The sequence below is a fragment of the Micromonospora sp. NBRC 110009 genome, assembly GCF_030518795.1.
Classification (GTDB): Bacteria; Actinomycetota; Actinomycetes; order Mycobacteriales; family Micromonosporaceae; genus Micromonospora.
Genome location: NZ_CP130427.1, coordinates 4600127 through 4619813, shown reverse-complemented (window position 1 = coordinate 4619813; position 19687 = coordinate 4600127). Strand labels below are relative to the sequence as shown.

Here is a 19687-nt window from a genome sequence, read left to right as displayed (position 1 = left end):
GTGGTGCTGAACGTTGCGCGGCATGCAGACTTTCTGGACAGGTCTGTGCTCCGACGGAGGTCCCGTGCAGCTGATCTTGCAGGTTCCAGTGGACCAAGCGGAACTTCTGCTGCAGTGGCTGATCGACGAGCCACAGCTGCGACGGGGAGTCTCTTTGGACGATGGAGCCGTGGGACAAGGCCACATGGGGGCCGAGCTAGGCACACTAGCCGTAGCTCTCGGCAGCGGAGGCGCCGTCACTGCGCTGGTTGGCTCCTTGTCGGCTTGGCTCCAGAGGTCGAAGATGTCAACGACGATCGAAATTGCCGACGGCAAGGGCCTCGCCATCAAGGTCAGTTCGAGTGATCCAGTCCGGGCCGCCGCGCTTTTGGAGCATGCAGCGACGCAGATCCAGCTCTTGATAGAGGAGGCAAACGGGCAACAGAGCAAGCCGTTGACGGAAGTAGGGGAACCAGCACCTTCCCAATTCCGAGGAGACGACAGAGCGTGATAGTGGAAAATCTTCCTGACCTCGACTCTTCGTACGCTCTCATTATCGGCGTTGATAAATACAGCAGGCTAAGCAACCTCCCAACGGTTGCAAACAATGTTGGCGCGATAAATGAAATACTCCGCCATCCCTTGATTTGGGGCCTTCCGCCCGAGCGATGCACTGTTCTGTCTAATCCAAAAAGTCAAAACGAAATCCTCGAAGAGCTGGACAGGGCGGCATCTGCAGCCCAGCCCCCCGGCACCCTTTTCGTCTATTATGCGGGGCATGGCCTAGTTGAACCCGAGACGGGTGAGTTTCACCTATCGGTTGCCACGAGTGATCCCGGAAGCGTTGATGGCACGGCGGCAAACTATGACTCTGTTCGGCGTCGCGTCCGAAGAAGTCCTGCCGGGCACAGAGTCCTAGTCCTCGACTGCTGTTATGCCGGACGAGCACTTAAGGGTGAAATGTCCACGTCGAACATTGCAGACATGTTGGAGGTCGATCAGACGTGCCTTATCGCCTCGACCTCGGCGAACCGTACCGCACTCGCGCCTCCCGACGAGCAATATACGCTTTTCACTGGAGCGTTAATCTCCGTCATTCTCGACGGGATCTCAGGCGCACCGGGACTATTAACAGCGCGTGACATCTGGCGGCGAGTCTACGAAATACAGGCGTCCAGAGGGGTCCATCGTCCCGAGATCCGCAGCGGGAATGCGGGAGATAACATTCCGCTCGTGCGCAATGTCGCATGGCGTAAGCCGGCTAGGCCGATGACCGCTACAAAAGACATGACAAATGCGGACGTAGAGCAGTTGGCGGCAAATTTGCCGCCAACTGCTGTTAAACTTGCGGCAGAAGTACTTCGAGCAGGGGGGCAAGACGCCCTGGCAGGCCAACTCCTTGCCAATTTTGTCGTCAAAAGATCACCAGAGGACGTCCGCCTTCTTGCTGACTGCTTTTGTGGAACGTCGCCCGAGGACGCGGAGTGGTTGGTCGGCGCCCTAACGGCTTTTAATGAGCTTCGGTCGGAAATGGAACTGGATTTAGGAGATGTTTCATATGATGATCTGGAGGATTGGTACTGGGACGATGGCCTAAGTGGGTCGGAAAAGGGTGACCATCTCCTCTTGGACCGGCACCTTCGGCGCCAGCGTTAGCAAGGGAGCAGTTTTAGGGGTGAGCAAGGAATGCGGGCGCAGTACGACGTCTGCTGAGGACGATCATCGAGGGTGCAGGTGTCTCCGCAGCCCGGGCCGAGTGGATCTACCCGTTCACCGGACTAACGCCCGCGCAGTTCCGCAAACTGGTACGTCTTGTTGCCGAGCGCAGCGGGGGTCGCGATCGCGGACGGCCGCCCGGGCCGGCAGTGGGCCCCGGACCGGCCGTACCGGGTGCTGCTGGTCGCCGCGTACTGGCGGACCAACTTGACCACGCGGCAGATCGGGCCGCTGTTCGGGGTGTGGCACTCTTGCCGCTCACCGGGTGATCGACACCCTCGGCCCGCTGCGTCGTCCAGTCGGACGGTGCTCGACTGGGGCGTGGGCCTTCGGTGGGTAGTTATCGCCACAAGATCATCGGCAGGTGAGGAGCCACGTGATCGCCTATCGTGCCATGCTGCGGCTCGTCAGCCGTGACGCCCCTACCTATTCTGTGTCCAGATCGACTGCGGAGGCCTGACGGATGTTCGAGCGGTTCACCGACCGGGCGCGGCGGGTGATGCTGCTCGCTCAGGAGGAGGCACGGTCGCACCGGCACGACTACATCGACACCGAGCACCTCCTGCTCGGGCTGATCCGAGAAGGAGCGGGCGTGGGCGTAACCGTGCTGCGGAACCTCGTCTCGTCGGTGGAGGAGATCCGTGGCCGCACCGATGCAATCATCGGGTTCGGTCACACTGCACCCATCGGCCATATCCGGCTCGCGCCGCTGGCGATTCGGTGCCTGGAACTCTCCTTCCACAACGCACTGCAACTCAACCACAACTACATCGGCACCGAACACCTCCTGCTGGGCCTGACCAGCGAGGGTAATGGCGTCGCCGCGAAGGTGCTCTACTGGTCGGGAATCACCCAGGACGTGGCTCGCGATGAGGTGGTTCGGACGCTGGCGCGGATGACTGCGGATGGCTGATGCTCAGCCGGCCATGTCGTCGATGTTGGTCATGGACCGGCCGAGGAGAGGCGAGATAATGCAGCCGCAGGTTGTGAGTAAGGCCAACCCACCTATGAAGCACGGCCTAGCCTAGGACGCGGTGACCACTTCGCCAAGATGCACCCAATCTGCACCCGCTTAAGCGATGTCTCGTAACCCGGTGACGGGCCCGTCGCGGATGAGGTGTCGAAACGCAGCTCTGGGCGTCCGTGTTCACTCACCGGTTGCCGGTCACCGGTCACCGGTGCCGGCCCTTCCCCGCAACAGCAACAGGACGATCGATGAGACGAGCAGCGCACCGGACCCACACAGCACGGCGAAGTACAACACCGGACCGCCGAACCCCTGGTTCGGGCCTCTCATCAGCGTCGCAGCGAAGGTGCAACTGGTCGATACCAGCACCGCCCAAAGCAACCACCGGGGCTGCCGTCGCAGCTCCTGCCATGCCCGTCTTCGGATCACGCCATCCCCACTCATCGATAGCCGCGTCCGCGCATCGACACCAATACCTAACGGCGCCACCACTAGCCTAAGGGACGCCTCGCAACCCAAGCCTCTGTCTATTAGAGATGATCGGGCAGGATGCCTGGATGCAGGTGATCACGGCAGCCCGCCCGGAGTGGATCTTTTCGTTCACCGGGCTGCAGCCGGCCCAGTTCCGGAAGCTGATTCGGCTGGTCGCCGAGCGCGGCGGTTACGGCATCGCGGACGGGCAGCCTGGCCGGCAGTGGGCGCTCGACCTGGCCGACCGGCTGTTGCTGGTAGCTATCTACTGGCGCACGAACTTGACTATGCGGCAGATCGGCCCGTTGTTCGGCGTCGCACTCGGCTGCGCATCGAGTCATCGACACCCTCGCGCCGCTGCTGGCCCTGGCGCCGGTCCGTAAACGGCCAGTCGCGCAGATCGCGATCGTCGACGGGACGCTGATCCCCACCCGCGATCACCGCCTGGCCGCCCGGAGCAAGAACTACCGGTACTCAACGAACCCGCAGGTGGCTATCGAAGCCAGCACCCACCTGGTCATCGCCGTCGGCGACCCACAGCCCGGCAACCGCAACGACACCATCGTCTACCGCGCCTCGGGCATAGACCAGATGCTGGACGGGCGGCCGGTAATGGCCGACGGCGGCTACCGCGGCAACCCCGAGGTGATCATGCCTTACCGCAAGACCGCCGACGGCAGCGACCTGCCTGCCTGGAAGGAGGTCCTCAACGTCGAACACCGCACCGTTCGAGCAGGAGTCGAACTCGCCCTGGCCAGGATGAAGTGCTTCAAGATCCTGCGCGCCTACCGCCGCGCCGCCCACACATTGGCCGACGCCGCTTCCGGCATCGCCAAACTCCACAACATCTCGCTCACCGGCTGACCACCGGACCGGTGCCGGGCAACGCCTTCACCCAGTTTCGAGACATCCCTTAGAAGGCAAGGGAAGCCGCAAATTCCTTCCGCCTTGACCTGCGGCTCCCTACCAGGCGACATAGAGTGCCGTCGACGGCGGCTCAAAACCGCGGAGCACTCCGTGTAAGGCAGCACGCTGCACGGGCCCTCATGACCTGCGGAAACGAGAAGCCACAGCGAGGGTGGGTGCAGTTGCGCACCGTTGAGTGCCGTTCAGCGCGATAGAAGACCGTTGAGTGCAACCTGCTGCTCCCAACCTACTCCCCCGATCCCGTCCTCGTGACCGGCCGCATGTTCAAACAGACCCTCGGCTAAGAACTCCTAACAGAATGATCTAGGGGTCTTGTCCTTGATGGACGATCGATTAGTGCTCGGCCGTGAGGAGGGGTGAGCAGCCGCCGCGGATCGTCCCGGACGAGTTGTAGGCGGAGATCGAGCCGCTGCTGCCGCCCCGTCCACCGCGCAGGCACCGGTTCCCGGGCCGTAAGCCCCTCGATGACCGCAAGGTGTTGTATGGGATCTTGTTCGTGCTCTACTCCGGGATCCCGTGGGAGTACCTGCCCCAGGACCTCGGCTTCGGGTCGGGGATGACCTGTTGGCGCCGGTTGCGGGACTGGAACGACGCCGGCGTGTGGCAGCGACTACACGAAGTCCTGCTCGGCAAACTGCGGGCCGCGGACCAGCTGGACCTGTCCCGGGCGGTGATCGACGGCTCCCACGTCCGGGCGCTAAAGGCCGGCCCAAAACCGGTCCGAGCCCGGTCGACCGCCGCCGCTCGGGCTCAAAACACCACATCATCACCGACGCAGGCGGCATCCCCTCGCCGTCAGCCTGACCGGCGGCAACCGGCACGACGTCAGCCAACTGATGCCCCTGGTCGACAAGATCCCGCCCATCAGAGGCATCGGCGGTCGACCCCGACAACGACCGAAGCGGCTCTACGCCGACTGCGGCTACGACTACGGCTGCTACCGCCGGGACCTGCGAGCCAAGGGCATCACCCCGGTCATCGCCCGACGCGGCCTCGATCACGGATCCGGCCTCGGCATCCGGCGGTGGATCATCGAGCAGACCATCGCCCTGCTGCACTGGATCCGTCGCCTACGCATCCGCTGGGAGGTCCGCGACGACATCCGCGAAGCCTTCCTCACCCTCGCCTGCGCCATCATCTGCTGGCGACGACTCCAACGCTTAAAGAGTTAGGAGCTCTAAGAAAACCTGACGAGGCCGAATCAGGAGGGTCCCGTGATAGCCCACAGGTCCGCGCGATTTAGCTCCCGTCCGACTATCTCGAGCCGGTCCGCGAGGTGCGGCGCCTGGGCTCGTACCGCGGCCAGGTCGGTGCGGATGTCGAGCATCTGCGCCCACAGCACGCCTCGTCCGCTGTCCAGTAGGGCAACGGCACAGTCGTGGCGACGAGCCGCGACCGCGCATGCTGCCAGGTCCACAGCCAACCCATGCCAATCGGTCAGTAACAGTTCGCGGCTCGTACGGGCCGACCCATGCCACGCGGCGGTCGGCAGGAGTGTCACGGCAGCGGCGTACCCCTCCACGGCCGCCGACCACCGCCGCAACCGAGCGGACCATTCGCCCCAGGCGCGCGCTGCGTCGACGCGATAGCGGGTGGCACTGGCCGTAAGTGAGGCCCGCCGGAACTCTCCGATGGCATCGTCGAGCAGTTCGGTGTCCGCCGTTGCCCGGTACGTGTCGGCGAGGGTAAAGCCGAGATGGTGCCGGGTGATGCCGACCAGTGGGTGCTCGGCCGGTGCGGCCTCGAGGACTGATCGGGCGACGGCGACCGCTTCGTCGAGTAGTGCCGCCTGGCCGCTGTGCGCGTACTGGCGGTGCAGCGCGACGCTCAGCAGGGCCATAGCGTGAATGCGTTCAGAAGGCGATGCGAGCGGGATGGCCGTGGCGGCTCGAAGGCGGTGCACCGCCTCGACCACATCGTCGGTGGCGTGCGTGCTGGTGAACCGGGTGAGCAGCGCCACAGCGAGGCTAGCCATGGCTCCACCATGCTCTGGGTGATCGGGCGGCAGGCCGGCGACCACCGCGCGAGCGGTCGCGACGGCGCCGTCGATGTCGCCAGCATCCCTGGTTTGCTCGAACCTCATCAATAGCGTGAGAGCGAGGTTGCGGAGAAACGTAGTGTGGCTCGGATCGTCCATGGGCACAGCCCTCACCGCCGTCCGTGCCGCTTCCACAGCCTCACTCAAGTCGGCAAGTTCCCCCGTGTACTCGTACCGCAGGAGGAGGCGCAATCCCAGGTTGGACCAGATTCCGGCCGTCGAGGCGGACCTGCCTGGGAGCGCGGCCGCAAGGGCGACCACGGAACGCCCGACCTCGACCGACGTATCGAGGTCTTTGATGTCGCCCCGGTGCCGGAACCGGGTCGCCAGCATGCTGCCGAAGGTAGAGAGAGTTACGATTCGGTCCGGCGAGTCTTCCGGAGACCGCTGCGCCGCGCTCTCTGCCGCAGTAATGGCGGCGTCGAGGTCCGCCGGGTCGCCTAGCCGGTCGAACCGGGTCTGCAGGGCCTTGCTCAGCATGGACAGGTACAGCGGGTAGGCGTCGTCGTCCGAGGCCGTTGCCTCGGCGGCCGCCCGCGAGGCCTTCACGGCCTCGTCGATGTCCCGGCGATCGTTGCGGCGTTCGAAGCGCATCTGAAGCCCGAGGCCCAGGTTGTGGAGTCCCTCGGCGAGGGCTTCGGTACTACCCGCCGCCTGCACCGCTGACCGGCCAACAGCTATCGATTCCTCTAGGTCGGCGAGGTGACCGAATCTCTCGTACCTGCTTTGCAAGGCCATCGCCAGTACCGAAAGGCTATTTCCGTACGCGGGGTCCGCCAGCGTCGACCCGCGGACGCAGTCACGGGCGACACCGATCGCAGTGTCCAGATCGGCCACGTCGTCGGTGACCTCGAACTGTTTATACAGGTCATATGCCCGCAGTAGGGCATCGGGGAAGTCCGCCTCAGACATATCACTCACGTCGGGGGCAGGAGTCTACTGCGCTAATACCGGTCACGGTGGTGAGGTCGACGGCCCGCTCGCCGTACTCGGTCTTGAGGACAAGCGTGCCGGAGTCCACGCCGACGACCGTGCCGCAGATGACCTCGCCGGTCGCGATGACCCGCAACCGCTGGGCTTCCTTGGCCGGCCCGTACCAGGTGACAGCGACTCCGGCGATTAGCAGCGCCGCGCATGCCAGAAAGGCCCAGATACCGTGGCGCAACGCCCTCTGGGCGCGGATGGCCTCGTCGTGGTCGGCGGCGACGCGGGAGCGGACCACGGCGCGCTCTACGACCTCGGGCAGCCCGTGCGCGGCCCGCAGTAGTCGCATCGCCGCGTACGCGCCGGCCAACAGGGAGGCCAACAGAAGCACACCGACGAGGACGGCCCAAGTGCTAGCCAGCCCGCTGATGTCCGCACGCCCCTTGACGAGGCTGAACCCGAGCAGCCCGGTGAGCAGGGCGGCGAGCCCGTTGCGCCAGGCGAGGGCGGCCATTCGTACGCGCGGCAGCTCCTCGCGGTAGAGCCGCTGGAGGGCCTGGGCGTTCTGCCGGCCGGCCCGAGGGGCCGGCGCGGCTGCCGGCCCGGTCATGAACCCAGAGGCAGGTCCCAGAATGCCCCACAGCCGAGATACTCGCGCGGGCGTCCCGGATGTTCCTGCTCGCACGTACAGCACATCTCTTCAACCAGTTGGGCCTCGGTTGGAGTTGCGGCCTTCCGCGCTCGCCAGTCTTTGACCACGCGCTTGGTTATCAGGTACTCCATGGCGTGCCCGCAGCGCGGGCACGGCCCGCTCAGCACAACCGTGCCGTCGGCGGTGCTCTCCCGTAGGAAGGCCAAGGCCACCTCCGCGAAGTGCTCCTGATTGATTTCGAGGTATGGCACGGCGATCTGCTCGACAATCGACACCTGGTTTCCCTTCACGGTCCGGTGTGGGTGAACGGTGTCCAGACACTTGGTTGGTCGCGGGCGGTGTCGCGAAGTGCGCGGGTCGCGCGGTGGAGCGCACGGGCGCTGCGGTCCGGATACAGGCACCCGTCGGTAATTATCTCTTCGTAGAGGGTACGGAACAACTGGATAGTGTGGTCGTTGTCGTACACCGACCACAGGGCGCCAATGACGTGCCGGAAGCCGGTATAGTGCAGCGCGGCAGAGAGGCTTATCGCCTCGTCGAGCAGATCGACGCCCCCGGTGGCCGTCTTGCAGGCGGAGAGCCCTACGAAATCGGCGTGGTACTGCCCGGTAGCGATGTCGGTAACGGTCAGCCTCCCGTCGGACAGCATCAGCCCGCCTCGGGACGGGTCGCGCAGATCCTGGGTGCCGTGGCAGCTGAAGTGCGCCCACCGGTGACCGACGAGCTGCTCGCGGATCGCGTCACGCGTCGCGTCCGGACCGACCACCATGGTGAGCCGGTCGGCGGGAACGAGCTCCGCGAGGGTGCCCAGTTCGCTCGTTACCCCACTGAGCGACCGCTGCCCTTCGGCGTCGCCGACGCCGACCGCGAGCATGCGGTGACCACGCGGGGTGGGGTCGAGCGGCCGGCGGGCCTCGCGCAAAGCGCGTAGCGTTGGTGTGTAGGACGACACCACACGATCAATCACGGTACGAGTGGGTTGGTCGCGGGACATGTGGTATCCGGCCGCGTGCAGCGGCAGCAGCGTCATCGGACCGGTGGGGCACCACCAGAGTCGCGGCCATTGCGCTCCGGGAAGCGGTGTCTCGTGCAGTCCCAGCTCATCGAGCACCGGTTCGGCCGCGACGTCCCAGAGCCACGCAAGCAGATCGTTGAGCATCGCCTCCGTTGCCTGGAGCGCCGCCGACATCGCCCGCTCGGCCCGCTGGACGGCTTGCCGCCTCCCCATGCCAGTGTCGCCCTGCCGCTGCTCGCGCACCGCGTCTAGATTGTCGGCGGCCTGCTCGGCTTCGCGGAGTGTGTTCAGATAGCGATTGGTCCAATCGGCCGCGCTCTGAGCGGTCAGGTCAGGCAAAGGGCGTGGTGTCACGCCGGTGTGGCGGACGATTATCGCGTCGCAGCGCCATTGGCTGACGTTGACGACGACCACGGGTCCTTCCGTTGCGGGGGGCAACAGCGTCTCGAGGTCAAGAGGTTTGAGAAAGTCGGCGAGGTCCGGTAGCTCGCGCACCTCCGCGACGAGCCGATCCCACTCGCGCGCCAGCGCCATCCGTCGATCTGTGGCGGGAGCCATATCGTGCCTAGTGTCGGACATCTGCTGCGGCACCGTCTCGCGGGTCGGGTGAACGATTAGGACCACTAGAGTAGCCAATCGAGCGACGCGGGCGGCAGCGCGCGCTGCACTCGACCGCGTTGGCGCGCGTACATCGAGGTAGGCCGCACCCGGTCTAAAAGCGGCGGCGTCGGCGTGGCGAACGGGCTCTGCACACTGCTTGTTACCGACGGCGAGAGGCGGCCTGTGCCGGGGAGTCGGTGGGTTGTGCGCTCGCTCGTCGTGCGAGCCTGGCCGGGCCACGGTCGCGGGTCAATGAAACAAGTAGCCGATGAGCGGATGCTGGTTGGCCATCGTGTTGCCCCGATCGGGATAGTTAGGTTGTGCCGAACTTAGACTTGTATGCCGCAGACGACGATTGATCTTCGATCCTCGATGCCCTCTTCGATCTGGGCTTGTTCCGTGTCTTCGAGTCCGACTCGGAGCCGGACTGCGAGCTGCGGGAATTCTCCGCTGCCGCTGAAGTTGCTGCTGCTCCACGTGGACGGCACCTGGCGTTGTTCGTCGTCGGTTCCGGGCCGGCGCCTATGGCTAGGCGGATCGACCTGCTTCCGGGCTTGCCGGGAGGCCCGACGTTCCGGTACTGCTGCGAAGGCTGGGGTCTGGTTCAGCTCTACTACGGCGGCCCCGTTGGGGTGCAGGAGTTGCGATGGAGCCATACCAACCACAACTCGGAAAAGCGTGCCGCGGCGTGGGCGATAGCCGTGCCGCGTCTCGGTGATCCCGCCGCGTGGAACTGGGCGGGGGTCACAAGCGCCTCCGGCAAGCCAAATCGAGTGATTCGCCGGATGGCCGTCAGCAAGATCGGCTCTCAGCCCGTGCTGCCGCACGCCGCGCAGTTCATCGCAGACGCCGGCTTGCAATACGAGTACGGCACGGGCATCCACGCGACCCCGTCCTACGGCATGAGCCCCCGATAATCAGTGCGCGGATCTGCCGCGCTCCGGGCGCCAGCTCACGTCCACCGGTTACTTATCGTGAGTAGCGGACGTGGGTCGTCCCGCCGGCCGCCGTCGCAGCGTCCCGAATGCTTCGCGCCCCGACCTCTGCACGTCTGGTGTACCCGACTCTGCGCCGGAACCCCGTACGCCGACAACACCAACGAATGCCCGGGGCGGGTGCGGTACGAGCCGCGTGGCTGGCCCCCGCTGCCCGCATCCCAACCGAAGGAGCGGTCCTCGTGACCGGCATAGACGACTTCCTGTACCGCCAAGGCGAGATCATCGACAGGGTGGGCTGGGCGGTAACTCTCGTCGTCCTCAGCGACGACGACCTCGACGACACCGCGCCCTTCGCCTACACCGTCGGGCTCACCGCACACGACTACCCGGAGCTGATCATCGCCGGACTGGACCCGGCTACCTCCCAAGCGCTGCTCAACGACCTCGCGAGCAGGGTCTACGACAATGCCGAGCATTTCCGTCACGGTCAGCGCATGGGCGACCTCATCGCCGGATACGACGCGGTCATCATCGACGGCGACCCGACCGAGCAGCTGCACCCGGGCGGCGCGATCGGCCGCTACGGCCGCGGCCGCGTCCGCCTGCAGCAGGTTGTCTGGGCTGACCGGCACGGCCGCTTCCCCTGGGACACCGCCTACGCGTTTCCCTCTGCCGTGCAGCCGCTGATCGGGCGGCCGTAGACCTCGGCCCCGTGGGGCCGGATGCGATGTCGCGTCCGGCCCCTCGCCGCGAGGTCCTTCGTCGCCGGAGCCGCCTGTCAATGACCGGCGCGAGGAAGAAGAGCGGTCCTTTTGTCTTTGGGGCGGCTCTTCCCCGGGGTTCCGTGGGTCGTGGAAGCGGTCGCGGTTGCTAGGTGCGGGGTCCTTCGGTGAGATCACCGGCGTGGTTTGCGTTGGCTGCCGGTGGTGTCTGCGGACGTGGCGGCCAGTACCGGCGCACGGTGCGTTCCGAGCGTCCGATACGCGCCGCGATCTCGGCCGGATGCAGGTGGGGCTCCCGCCGGTGCCAGTAGGCAACGGCGGCGGCCGTCTCCGACGGCACCAGCTCGTCGCCGTTCACCGCCGGCTCGCCGTTCACGGCGCTGGCAGCGGAGGGCCGCTGCACCCGCGCGTTGGCCACGTCGACCAGGTGGCGCCTCGGCCGGCGCTCACCGTCGCCGGCGTCATGTTGTGGGCGACGCTGCGGCGGGTCAGGGCACGGGACCGGATCGGCTGATGCCCTCGCGCCGGATGACGCGTCTGCAGTGCCCTCGTCTCGGCGGCCCGCTGATGCGGCGTGCGGCATGCGTGTCGTGGGCGTAGGGCTGGGTGTGGCGGCCACAGGAGGCTGTGGGTGCTGTTCGGGTTGTCCCGCGCGGATCCGGGCGGTGAGCTCGACGAGGCTGACGCTGGCGACGATGACCAGGCCGTCAACGGAGATGGGCAGCAGGTAGGCGGCCCCTGCGCCGGTCTCGCCGTAGCGGGCGGCGACCCCGACGAGGTGCGAGTACGACACCCAGGTGGCGATGGCGGCGATAACGCTGGTGGCGGCGATGCGGATGATGCCGAGGGATCGGCGGTGGTGCGGGACGCGGGAGATCAGCTCGACGGTGAGCAGCAGCGCCAGCGGCGGCCACGCGGCGATGATCTGGCTGATTGGGTTCGGTCGGGCGTGCAGCACGTTCGCGGCGACCGATGCGGCGACTCCGAGGGTGAGGGTTGCCCGTACTGCCCATCGCAGCCGCTTCAGGTGCACCACAGCCACATCAGTCGCGGCCTCGCTCGTTGAGTTGTCCGCGGTACGGGTGGTGGGGCTGTTCAGCGGGCTCACGATCGTGCTCCCTGCGCTGCGGCCCGACCTTCTCGGCTGGCGGAGCGCAGCTTGGTGATGAGCTGGTCGGCCAGTGTGAGGGTGTCGTCGCTGGGCTCGGCGTCGATTTCGGCGAGCTGCCGTGTCACGGTTCGGCGTAGGGCCCGCACGCCGTCGATGTCGTCGAGGTGCGCGCGGGCGCGCATGGCCACCTGGTACAGCTGCTCGGCGTAGGGGTGCTGGCCGATGGCGGCGTCGACGACGGCTAGCTGCTCGGCTGGTTGGCCGTCGAGTTCCTCGGTGAGGGCGACGGCCGCGTCGAGGGCTTGTTGCCGCACGGCTTCCCGGTGGGGCTCGATCCACTCGTAGTCGCAGCCGTCGGCGAGTGGTGCGCGGTAGGTGTCGACGGCGCGGCGCAGCGCCGCGACCCGTTCGGCTTTGCCGGTGGCGGTGTTGGCGGCGCGGAGGGCGGCGCGCATCCGCCACAGGTCCACGTCGAGGCGGTCGGGGTTGAGCTCGTAGCGGTGGCGGGGGTGGGTGAGGTAGGTGCCGGGTCCGCCGTGGTGGCGCAGGACGCTGCGCAGGTCGGAGACGTAGGTGTGCAGCCGGTGGGTGGCTTTGCTCGCGGGTGCGTCGGGCAGCAGGTCGTCGAGGATTGCCTCGGTGGTGGCGGCGCCGTCGCGTGCGGCCAGGTATACGAGCAGTTCGAGGGATTTGGCGCGCAGGCTGCGCTGGGGGTCCGCGTGGGCGGGAGCACCGAGCACGGTGACCGCGACCGTGGTGAGGGTGCCGGTTTCGGGGGCTGGTGGGGTGGGGCTGGTCGCTGGCGTGCTGGTGGCGATGGGTTGGTCGAGGGCGTCAGGGTGGCCCGTGTCGAGCGGCTGGATCTCGTGGTGAGCGCCGTGTAGGGGTGTGTCGGCCGGCATCGTTGCTAGCTGATGTTGGTGCGTCAGCGGTGTTCGCGGGTCGGGCTGTGCGGCTGTGCGCTGTGCGGTGGGCGTGGGCTCGGCGGGGGCCGGGGAGGGGGCCTCGCCGGTGTGGGCCTCGGCCAGCACGGTGAGCAGATCGAGGGTCTCGGTGGGTTCGAGGACGGTGAGCCGGCCGATGTCGGCGCGGTGGGAGGCGTGGTCGCTGTGGGCGGGTGTGGTGGTGCCGTCCTCGTTGACGGTGACGGTGGTGCCGTCGGACCAGGGGCCGAGGAGCACGCCGTGGATGTCCAGGCGTTGCCCTTGGGTGAGCAGGGCGGCGACGCGGGGGCGCTCGCGCCGGTCTGGGGGGTGGGTGAGGAGCATGACCGGTGGGAGGGGCTCTTCGTAGGGGTCCGCGCGGAGGTCGGCGACGGTGGCGGTCTCGTGCTGGTCGAGCAGTCGGGTGCGGTGCAGCGCCAGGGCTTCGAGGAGGTCCAGCGCGTCGTCGAGGGTGGGGGTGATCCTCAGCCGGGGTGTGCGGGGCAGGGTGCCTGTGGTGGCGCCGAGCAGGGTCGCCGCAGTCGCTGCCGGTATCACGACGTGGGTGCGCGCGTGGGGATGTTCGTCGGTGTCGGTGGCGAGGGCGGCGGTGAGGAAGCCTCGGGCGGCGGCGTCTGCGCCGGGTCCGGTCAGGCCCAGTCCGGCGGGCGGCCATACCGTCGGCGGCGCAGGCGCCGGCATGACCGGCCCGAAGGCGTGGCTGCTGCTGGTCAGCGCGGTGGCCTCGTGTGAGGCGGTGGCCGAAGGATCGCCTGACGTCGCTTGTTGACTGCTCGAATTGGTCTTGCTCAGGGTGCTGGCGCCGTCGGGATCGCCGACTGCAGCGTCCGCCGGCTCGTTGTGTTGGCCCGTTTCGCCCGCCGTGGCGGCGGTACGGCGCAGCGCGCGGCGGATCTGCCCAATCAGCCGGGGCAAGGGGGCGAGAGTCTGCGTTTCCCAGCGCGGCGTGGTGGAGGGCTTGCCCGCGGTGTAGCGGCGCTGCCGGTGCGCCCAGACGAGGGCGGCGGCGGTGGTGATGGCTAGGGCGAGGCCCAGGCTTATCCAGCTGCCGCTGGGCAGCAAGACGCCTCGGTCGGGGCCGCTGGGGCGGGGTCCACGGTCCGCGGTCGGTCTGGAGGTAGGCGTGATCGTCGTGTTGTCTGCGCTGGCGCAGGTGCCGGCGGTGGTGGGTGTCGGCGCGTGGCTCGGCTCGATTGTGGGAGTGGTTGCCGTGGGTGGGGCCGGGCGCGGTGTCGAGGGCGGCCGGGCGGTTGTCGGTGCGGGGGCCGGGGTGGCGAGGTCCGGCTCATCCGGGACTGACGGTGGCGATTCGGGGCGGGGTCGGTGTGTGGTCGGTGGGGTGGCGTCGTCGGGCAGGGTGAGGGTCCAGCCGGGGTAGATGACGTTCGGGTTGCGCAGGGTTCCGCCGGTGTGGGTGAAGTGGGTACCGCGGTTGAGGGCGAAGATTTCGGTCCAGCGGTCGGCGTCGCCGAGCCGCTCAGCGGCGATCTTGGAGAGGGTGTCCCCTCGCCTGACGGTGTGGGTGTAGGCAGGGTCGGCCGGCATCAGAATCAGCTGTTGACTGCTGCTTACCAGGCGGGTTTCTGGGGCGGTGGTCGAAGCTTGCGGAGTCTGCACGTCGCTGTCGTGCGTGGTTCCGGTGGCGGGGGCGGGTTGGGCGGGGGTGCCCGCGGTGGCGGTGGTGACGGCGGTGGCGCCGAGCAGTGCGGCGGTGAGGCCTTGGACGGGGCCGGGTAGGTGTAGTGCGGGCAGCCAGCGCAGGCGGCGAGCCAGCGTCGTGTAGGCGCGGGTCAGGACGGTGGTTGCCAGGAGCAGCCACAGCATCACGGCGCCTGCTTCGGCCAGGAGGATGACGAAGTCGGTGGTCGACGGTTGGTGAATCCACTGCCGGAGCGCCGCCGGCGACGGTAGCCGAGGATGCCACGCCCCGCTTGCGACGAGGATCGCGGCAACGACAAGGGTGGACATGATGGACGTGGCGGCGGCCGCGGCGTTCGCTGCTCTGGACCTCACCTGACCTCCTCGCGTCGCTGGCTGCCCCTGCCGCCGCTAGGCCGGATGCGGCGGCGAGCGCGCCGCGAACGAGGGCTGCGGATGGCGGTGGGCTGGGAATGATCTGACGCTATGGCCGTGGCGATGGCGGCGGGGCGGGGCGACGGCTTACAGCGCCTTACAAAACCTCACGCGCCCTTACAACCGCAGGTCAACGAGCTACGGCCCCTGCGATCGGTTGCTTCCGCAACGGGGTGTCTCGCGCTACCGCGCTTCGACGTCTGGCGGGGTTCGCTAGTCGCCGGCGGAGGCGTTGCTGTGTTCGCGGGGCTGGCCGAGGGTGTCGCTGGGGTGCAGCCCGGCGTCGCTGAGCCGGTGATGGTGGGCGTCGCGCAGCCGTTCTGCCGCGGCGTGGTCTCCCAGCGTGGTGAGGATGTCGATGGCCCGCTGGTGGAGGTTCTCGTTGTAGGGGTCGACGCGGATCCCGGCCTGCAGGAACTCCACGGCGCGGCGGGGATCTTGTTGGGTCGACGCGGCGGCGGCGTAGGCGTCGAGGACGAGCCGGCGGGCGCCTTCCCGGGGCGGGTCGATCCAGGGCCAGGTGTGGCCGGCGGCGAGGTCGCCGGTGTAGGCGTCGATCACGGCCTGCCACGCGCGGGCGGGGTCGGTGAGGGTGGTGGCGGCGTGGTGGGCGGCGGTGTGCAGCCGCCACAGGTCGACCTCAAGGTGCTCACTGCGCAGGCGATAGCGGTCGTCGGTGTGGTCGATGATCGAGAGATCCGAGGCGGCGCGGATGGCGGCGCGTAGCACGCTGAGGGTGGTGTAGAGGCGGTTGGTGACGGTGTGGGCGGCCAGGCCGGGCCAGATTGCCTGCACGAGTTGTGCGGTGGTGGCGCCGTGGCGGTGGACGGCGAGGAAGGTCAGGATCTGCACGGCGGCGCTGCGGCGGATGGTCACGGCCCGGCCGTCGATGAGCAGCGTGGGCTGACCGAGGACCCGCAGCTCGACCGGCGGCTGCGCGGCAACGGGCGGGGTGGGCTGGGGCGTGCGGTCCTCGCCGGCTTGGCGGGGAATCCGGACCTCGGGCGGCTGCCGTCGCTGTTCGGGAACGACTGTGCGGGGGGCGGTGCCTGCGTGCGGTGGGTGGCTTCGTGTGGGCGGGGCGATGACGGTGAGCAGGTCCATCGCGGCGACCCGGTCCAGGACGCACAGCCGGGGCCCTGCCTGCCCCGGCAGCCGCGCATTCACGGTCCGGCCGTGCTGGTCGACGCTCCACGTGGCGCCGAGCGGCCATGCGCCGAGGACGACCGCGGTTGCTCGGCCGGCGCCGAGCAGGGCCGCCAACCGGTCGGCGGCAGGCCCCGGCGGCGGCTCGGTGATCAGCACCAGCCGCGACGCCTCCTCGTGTCTCGGCGGCGACGGGCCAGCCGTGTCAGGTGTGGGCGACGCGAGGGAGTCGATCAGCTCAACGGCGTGGGCCGCGGTCTCGGTGACCCGGAGGGCGGGTATGCCGGCGCAGACTGCGGTGGCGGCGGGCGGAAGCAGCGTGGTGAGGGCGGACCGGGTGATGACCACGCGGATGGCGTCGGGCGGATCCCGCAACGCCGCAAGCAGCGCGGTGACCAGCACTCCCCTGGCGGCGTCGGCCGCGCCGCCGCCGGCGAAGGCGACGCCCGTCGGAGGTAACGCGGCGGTTGACGGCGGCGCGGTAGCCAGGGTTTGCTCGTCGGGCGACCGTTCGCTGGAGTCCTGGTCGGGGACGCAGACGGCTGCCTGGACGGCGGTGACGGCCGCTGGCAGCGGTGCCAGGTCCCCGTCGTGCTGGTCCGGAGACTCCCGCAGGCCGGGCTGGTAGCTGCGTCGGCGCCTCAGCCACACAAGTGTGGCCGCGGCGGCCACCTGGTCGGCCGTCTTCTGAGGCAGCCAGCCGCCCGGGATGGTGACGCCCTCCCCCGCTTGGACCTCGGGTGCCGGGTGCGCGTCGACAGCGTCGTGGTGGAGTGTGCCGGCGGAGACAGCGATGGGCTGGACGGGCGGGGCTGTCGCGGTGGTGTTGGCCGCGGCGGTCAGGGCGGCGGCGCCGGCCATGCCGGTGGCGGTGGCTTGCAGGGGTGTCGGCAGCGGCAGGCGCCGCAGCCAGCGGGCGCCGGCACGCAGACGCGGTGCGGCGGTGACGATGACCGCGTATGCCACGAGCAGCCAGAGCAGCCATGCGAAGACCGTCAGCCCGGCGGTCAGCGTCTGGGTGGTGAGGGGTTGCGCGGCCCAGAGGCGGAGCTGCTGCAGGGTTGGCCAGCTGTGCAACGGGGGGCCGACGAACCTCGCCAGCAGCCACGGCGGCATACCCAGAAGAAGCAGAGCGAAGGCGAGGGATGTGACCCTTCGCGGCCACCTCACCTCACCCACCTCCTGCAGGAGCTGACCTCTGCTCGGCGTGGTTGTCCGCGCCTCGGCCCGCCGCTCATCGAACTGGGGGCGCTGCGGGGCGAAGGAGGCGGGTCCACAGCTGGCGCAGCCACCATGCGGCCACGGCGATCGCGTAGATGGCCCCGAGGATTCCGGAGGCGGGCCACCCGACCAGCGCGGCGGTGATGACGGCGAGGGGTGCGCCGAGGATCAGCCGCAGGATGGGCTGGGAGACGACGGCCATGACGGTTCCGACACCGAGGAGCAGGCCGCCGAGGCGACTGGCGAGGTCGATCCACAGGACCACGTTCGGCCAGCGGTCCGCGGTCAGGGAGTACTGGATGAGCATCATCCCCAGCCCGGCGGTGACCACGGAGCCGGTCGGGAACGCGAGTAGCTGCGACCAGCCGCCTTGGGGGATGCGCCACTGTCGGGCGGCGACGAGGGCCATCACCGCGGCCGCGGCGACGATCGGGGTGATCGGCAGCAGCGCCCAGCGCAGGAATCCGCCGGCGGGGTCGCCGATGTAGAGGCTGCCGACGACGGCGTACATGCCGCTGACCGCGACGCCGAGGGACGCCGATGCCAGGATGCCCGTGCCGGTCTGGGAGCCAGGGCTCACCGCCGGGTTGGTGCGGGCGGCGATCGTGGAGGCGAGGACGGTACCGGCGCCGAGGCTGGCGATCACCGCGAACACGGCGGACACGGCCAGTTCACCCCAGTTCAGCAGCGCCCACTTGTAGAGGTAGCTTCCGTTCCATTCGGGAGTCAGCAGGAACTGGGAGATCAGGCCGAGCGACATGAAGCCGGGTACCACAATCGCGGCGGCCCGTCGCAGGGGTGGCACCGGCTCCTCCGCCGGCAGCCCTGCGGCCGCTGCGGCGTCAGCGGCACCTGCGTCGGCGGCTCCCCGGACGGCCGCCGTAGCAGGGTCCGCCACCACGGTCGGGGTGACACCGACGGTCTCGGTGAGGACCTTCTCCAGCAGGTGCATCCGGGCGACACCGCCGACGCAGTAGACACCAGCAAGGTCGTTGACCGCGATCTCGGCGGCGGCGATCGCCTCGATCGCCAGCTGAGCGACGCGCTGCAGGACAGGATGAGCGGCTTGCTCGAGGAGGTCGGTGTTGAGCACCGCGGCCTGGCCCTGGGGCAGCGGCACCGTCACCGCGACACGGTCGCCCAGGGCGTGCTTCGCGGCGCCGACGCTGGCCAGTAGGGCCCACCGCTGCCCGTCGCCACCCGCCGGGCTGGTGCCGGCGAACATGGCGGTGAGGGTTTCGTCGATCGCTGTCCCACCCGCGCTGGCGTCGGCGAGGGTAGCGAGGACCTCGAACCCGGCCGGCCCGCGCCGCAGGACGCTGACCTCGGCGCCGGCGCCGACGTCGCACACCACGATGTACGACCCCACCGGCAGCTGGACCCCGGTCGCCAGCAAGTGTCCGGCAACGGCCACGGGGGCTTCGATCAGGCGGGGTTGGGGCAGGCCCGCCCGGTGCGCGGCGTGGCGCATCCACGTCCGCCGCCGCGGCCCCCATCCGGCCGGCACCACCAGCCGCACGTCCTCCACCACCGACCCGACGGCCCGCTGCGCCTCGGCGGCGACCCGACGTAGCGTCGCGGCGACCAGGTCCAGGGTGTCGACATCCGCGCCGGCAACGGCGAGCTGCTGCTCGGGGGAGCGCCGTGGGGCGGGGATGAACCGCTGCGGATCCGCGGCGGCGGCCTGCCATGCCTGGTGGCCGGTCAGCACGTCGCCGTCCCCGCCGACCAGCACGGCACTCGGCAGGGCTGGTTCGCCGTCGAACATCAGCGGCAGCCAGGTGCCGTCCGGCCACGCCAGCACCGCGGCTGTGCTGGCGATACCGCAGTCGATCGCCAGCCGCGCCTCCCCCCCTCGCATAGACCTCAGTCAAACATGACGATCACATTCACGTCACCCACGAATTACTCACAGACACGGACACCTTGCAGCCTGATGAGCAGGGTGAACGGGACGGACGACCGCTGAGTGACTCGCGTCGGGCAAGGCAAGGGCTGGCAGTATCGGCCATGGCGTGTGATTGGGCACCCGGACTTGGCCGGATCCAGAGGGCTTCACTGAGCCGATGGAGTCCTGGCCGGGCATCGGCGGGGCTGTCTCGTCGCGCCTGTCCGCTGGCTACTACCGGACATCCCTGCGGTCGTTCCTGATGAACGCCATAGGCACGCCTGTACGACTGAGATCGAAAACCGGGGGTGTGGATCCCTCAGCGCGCCGGCGAGGGAGAGTTGTCTGGCGAGGG

13 protein-coding genes and 3 pseudogenes are annotated in these 19687 nt (G+C 68.6%); 8 read left to right on the top strand and 8 right to left on the bottom strand.

What is annotated here, in order from left to right:
* Window positions 1-64: 64 nt before the first annotated feature.
* The 6 genes and pseudogenes from Q2K19_RS21985 to Q2K19_RS21960 all read left to right on the top strand — a co-directional run bounded on the left by Q2K19_RS21985 (window position 65) and on the right by Q2K19_RS21960 (window position 5232).
* On the top strand, window positions 65-490 hold the full coding sequence (locus Q2K19_RS21985; RefSeq protein ID WP_302763341.1) for an effector-associated constant component EACC1: 426 nt from the start codon (window positions 65-67) through the stop codon (window positions 488-490).
* On the top strand, window positions 487-1635 hold the full coding sequence (locus Q2K19_RS21980; protein ID WP_368046111.1) for a caspase domain-containing protein: 1149 nt from the start codon (window positions 487-489) through the stop codon (window positions 1633-1635). The genes Q2K19_RS21985 and Q2K19_RS21980 overlap by 4 nt, the downstream gene beginning before the upstream one ends.
* 65 nt (window positions 1636-1700) lie before the next feature.
* Window positions 1701-1984: pseudogene (locus Q2K19_RS21975) on the top strand (helix-turn-helix domain-containing protein); the annotation flags it as partial.
* 174 nt (window positions 1985-2158) lie between these two features.
* Window positions 2159-2608, top strand: a complete 450-nt coding sequence (locus Q2K19_RS21970) for a Clp protease N-terminal domain-containing protein (RefSeq protein ID WP_446839612.1) — start codon at window positions 2159-2161, stop codon at window positions 2606-2608.
* A gap of 611 nt (window positions 2609-3219) precedes the next feature.
* Window positions 3220-3997: pseudogene (locus Q2K19_RS21965) on the top strand (transposase family protein).
* Between the two features lie 463 nt (window positions 3998-4460).
* Window positions 4461-5232, top strand: a pseudogene (locus Q2K19_RS21960) (IS5 family transposase).
* A 29-nt stretch (window positions 5233-5261) separates the two neighbouring features.
* Here the strand turns inward: Q2K19_RS21960 and Q2K19_RS21955 are convergent.
* From Q2K19_RS21955 to Q2K19_RS21940, 4 genes are read right to left on the bottom strand one after another with little or no spacing between them, the layout of a single operon-like run.
* Complete coding sequence (locus Q2K19_RS21955) at window positions 5262-7010, bottom strand: hypothetical protein (protein ID WP_302763339.1); 1749 nt, start codon at window positions 7008-7010, stop codon at window positions 5262-5264.
* 1 nt (window position 7011) lies between these two features.
* On the bottom strand, window positions 7012-7632 hold the full coding sequence (locus tag Q2K19_RS21950; protein WP_302763338.1) for a hypothetical protein: 621 nt from the start codon (window positions 7630-7632) through the stop codon (window positions 7012-7014).
* Complete coding sequence (locus Q2K19_RS21945) at window positions 7629-7949, bottom strand: hypothetical protein (protein WP_302763337.1); 321 nt, start codon at window positions 7947-7949, stop codon at window positions 7629-7631. Before Q2K19_RS21945 ends, Q2K19_RS21950 begins: the two co-directional genes overlap by 4 nt.
* An 11-nt stretch (window positions 7950-7960) precedes the next feature.
* Entirely contained in the window at window positions 7961-9223 is a 1263-nt protein-coding gene (locus tag Q2K19_RS21940; protein ID WP_302763335.1) for a CHAT domain-containing protein, read from the bottom strand.
* A 458-nt stretch (window positions 9224-9681) separates the two neighbouring features.
* On the opposite strand from Q2K19_RS21940, the gene Q2K19_RS21935 reads away from it, so the two are divergent.
* Window positions 9682-10206: a hypothetical protein gene (locus Q2K19_RS21935; RefSeq protein WP_302763334.1), complete on the top strand. Its 525-nt coding sequence runs from the start codon at window positions 9682-9684 to the stop codon at window positions 10204-10206.
* Between the two features lie 260 nt (window positions 10207-10466).
* The gene (locus tag Q2K19_RS21930) at window positions 10467-10928 is read left to right on the top strand and encodes a DUF4262 domain-containing protein (protein ID WP_302763332.1); all 462 of its coding nucleotides are present in this window, start codon (window positions 10467-10469) and stop codon (window positions 10926-10928) included.
* Window positions 10929-11097: 169 nt separating this feature from the next.
* Here Q2K19_RS21930 and Q2K19_RS21925 read toward each other — a convergent pair whose 3' ends face one another.
* The 4 genes from Q2K19_RS21925 to Q2K19_RS21910 all read right to left on the bottom strand — a co-directional run bounded on the left by Q2K19_RS21925 (window position 11098) and on the right by Q2K19_RS21910 (window position 19305).
* Complete coding sequence (locus Q2K19_RS21925) at window positions 11098-12057, bottom strand: DUF2637 domain-containing protein (protein ID WP_446839613.1); 960 nt, start codon at window positions 12055-12057, stop codon at window positions 11098-11100.
* Window positions 12054-15017, bottom strand: coding sequence for a BTAD domain-containing putative transcriptional regulator (locus tag Q2K19_RS21920; protein WP_302763331.1), 2964 nt, complete (start codon window positions 15015-15017; stop codon window positions 12054-12056). Before Q2K19_RS21920 ends, Q2K19_RS21925 begins: the two co-directional genes overlap by 4 nt.
* Window positions 15018-15290: 273 nt before the next feature.
* Window positions 15291-17300, bottom strand: coding sequence for a BTAD domain-containing putative transcriptional regulator (locus tag Q2K19_RS21915; protein ID WP_302763330.1), 2010 nt, complete (start codon window positions 17298-17300; stop codon window positions 15291-15293).
* 157 nt (window positions 17301-17457) lie between these two features.
* On the bottom strand, window positions 17458-19305 hold the full coding sequence (locus Q2K19_RS21910; RefSeq protein ID WP_302763329.1) for an Hsp70 family protein: 1848 nt from the start codon (window positions 19303-19305) through the stop codon (window positions 17458-17460).
* Window positions 19306-19687 lie beyond the last annotated feature (382 nt).

Coding starts and splice junctions, on each gene's coding strand:
- Q2K19_RS21955 (WP_302763339.1), bottom strand. CDS start 7,010: ATGTCTGAGGCGGACTTCCCCGATGCCCTACTGCGGGCATATGACCTG.
- Q2K19_RS21940 (WP_302763335.1), bottom strand. CDS start 9,223: ATGGCGCTGGCGCGCGAGTGGGATCGGCTCGTCGCGGAGGTGCGCGAG.
- Q2K19_RS21910 (WP_302763329.1), bottom strand. CDS start 19,305: ATGCGAGGGGGGGAGGCGCGGCTGGCGATCGACTGCGGTATCGCCAGC.
- Q2K19_RS21970 (WP_446839612.1), top strand. CDS start 2,159: ATGTTCGAGCGGTTCACCGACCGGGCGCGGCGGGTGATGCTGCTCGCT.
- Q2K19_RS21950 (WP_302763338.1), bottom strand. CDS start 7,632: ATGACCGGGCCGGCAGCCGCGCCGGCCCCTCGGGCCGGCCGGCAGAAC.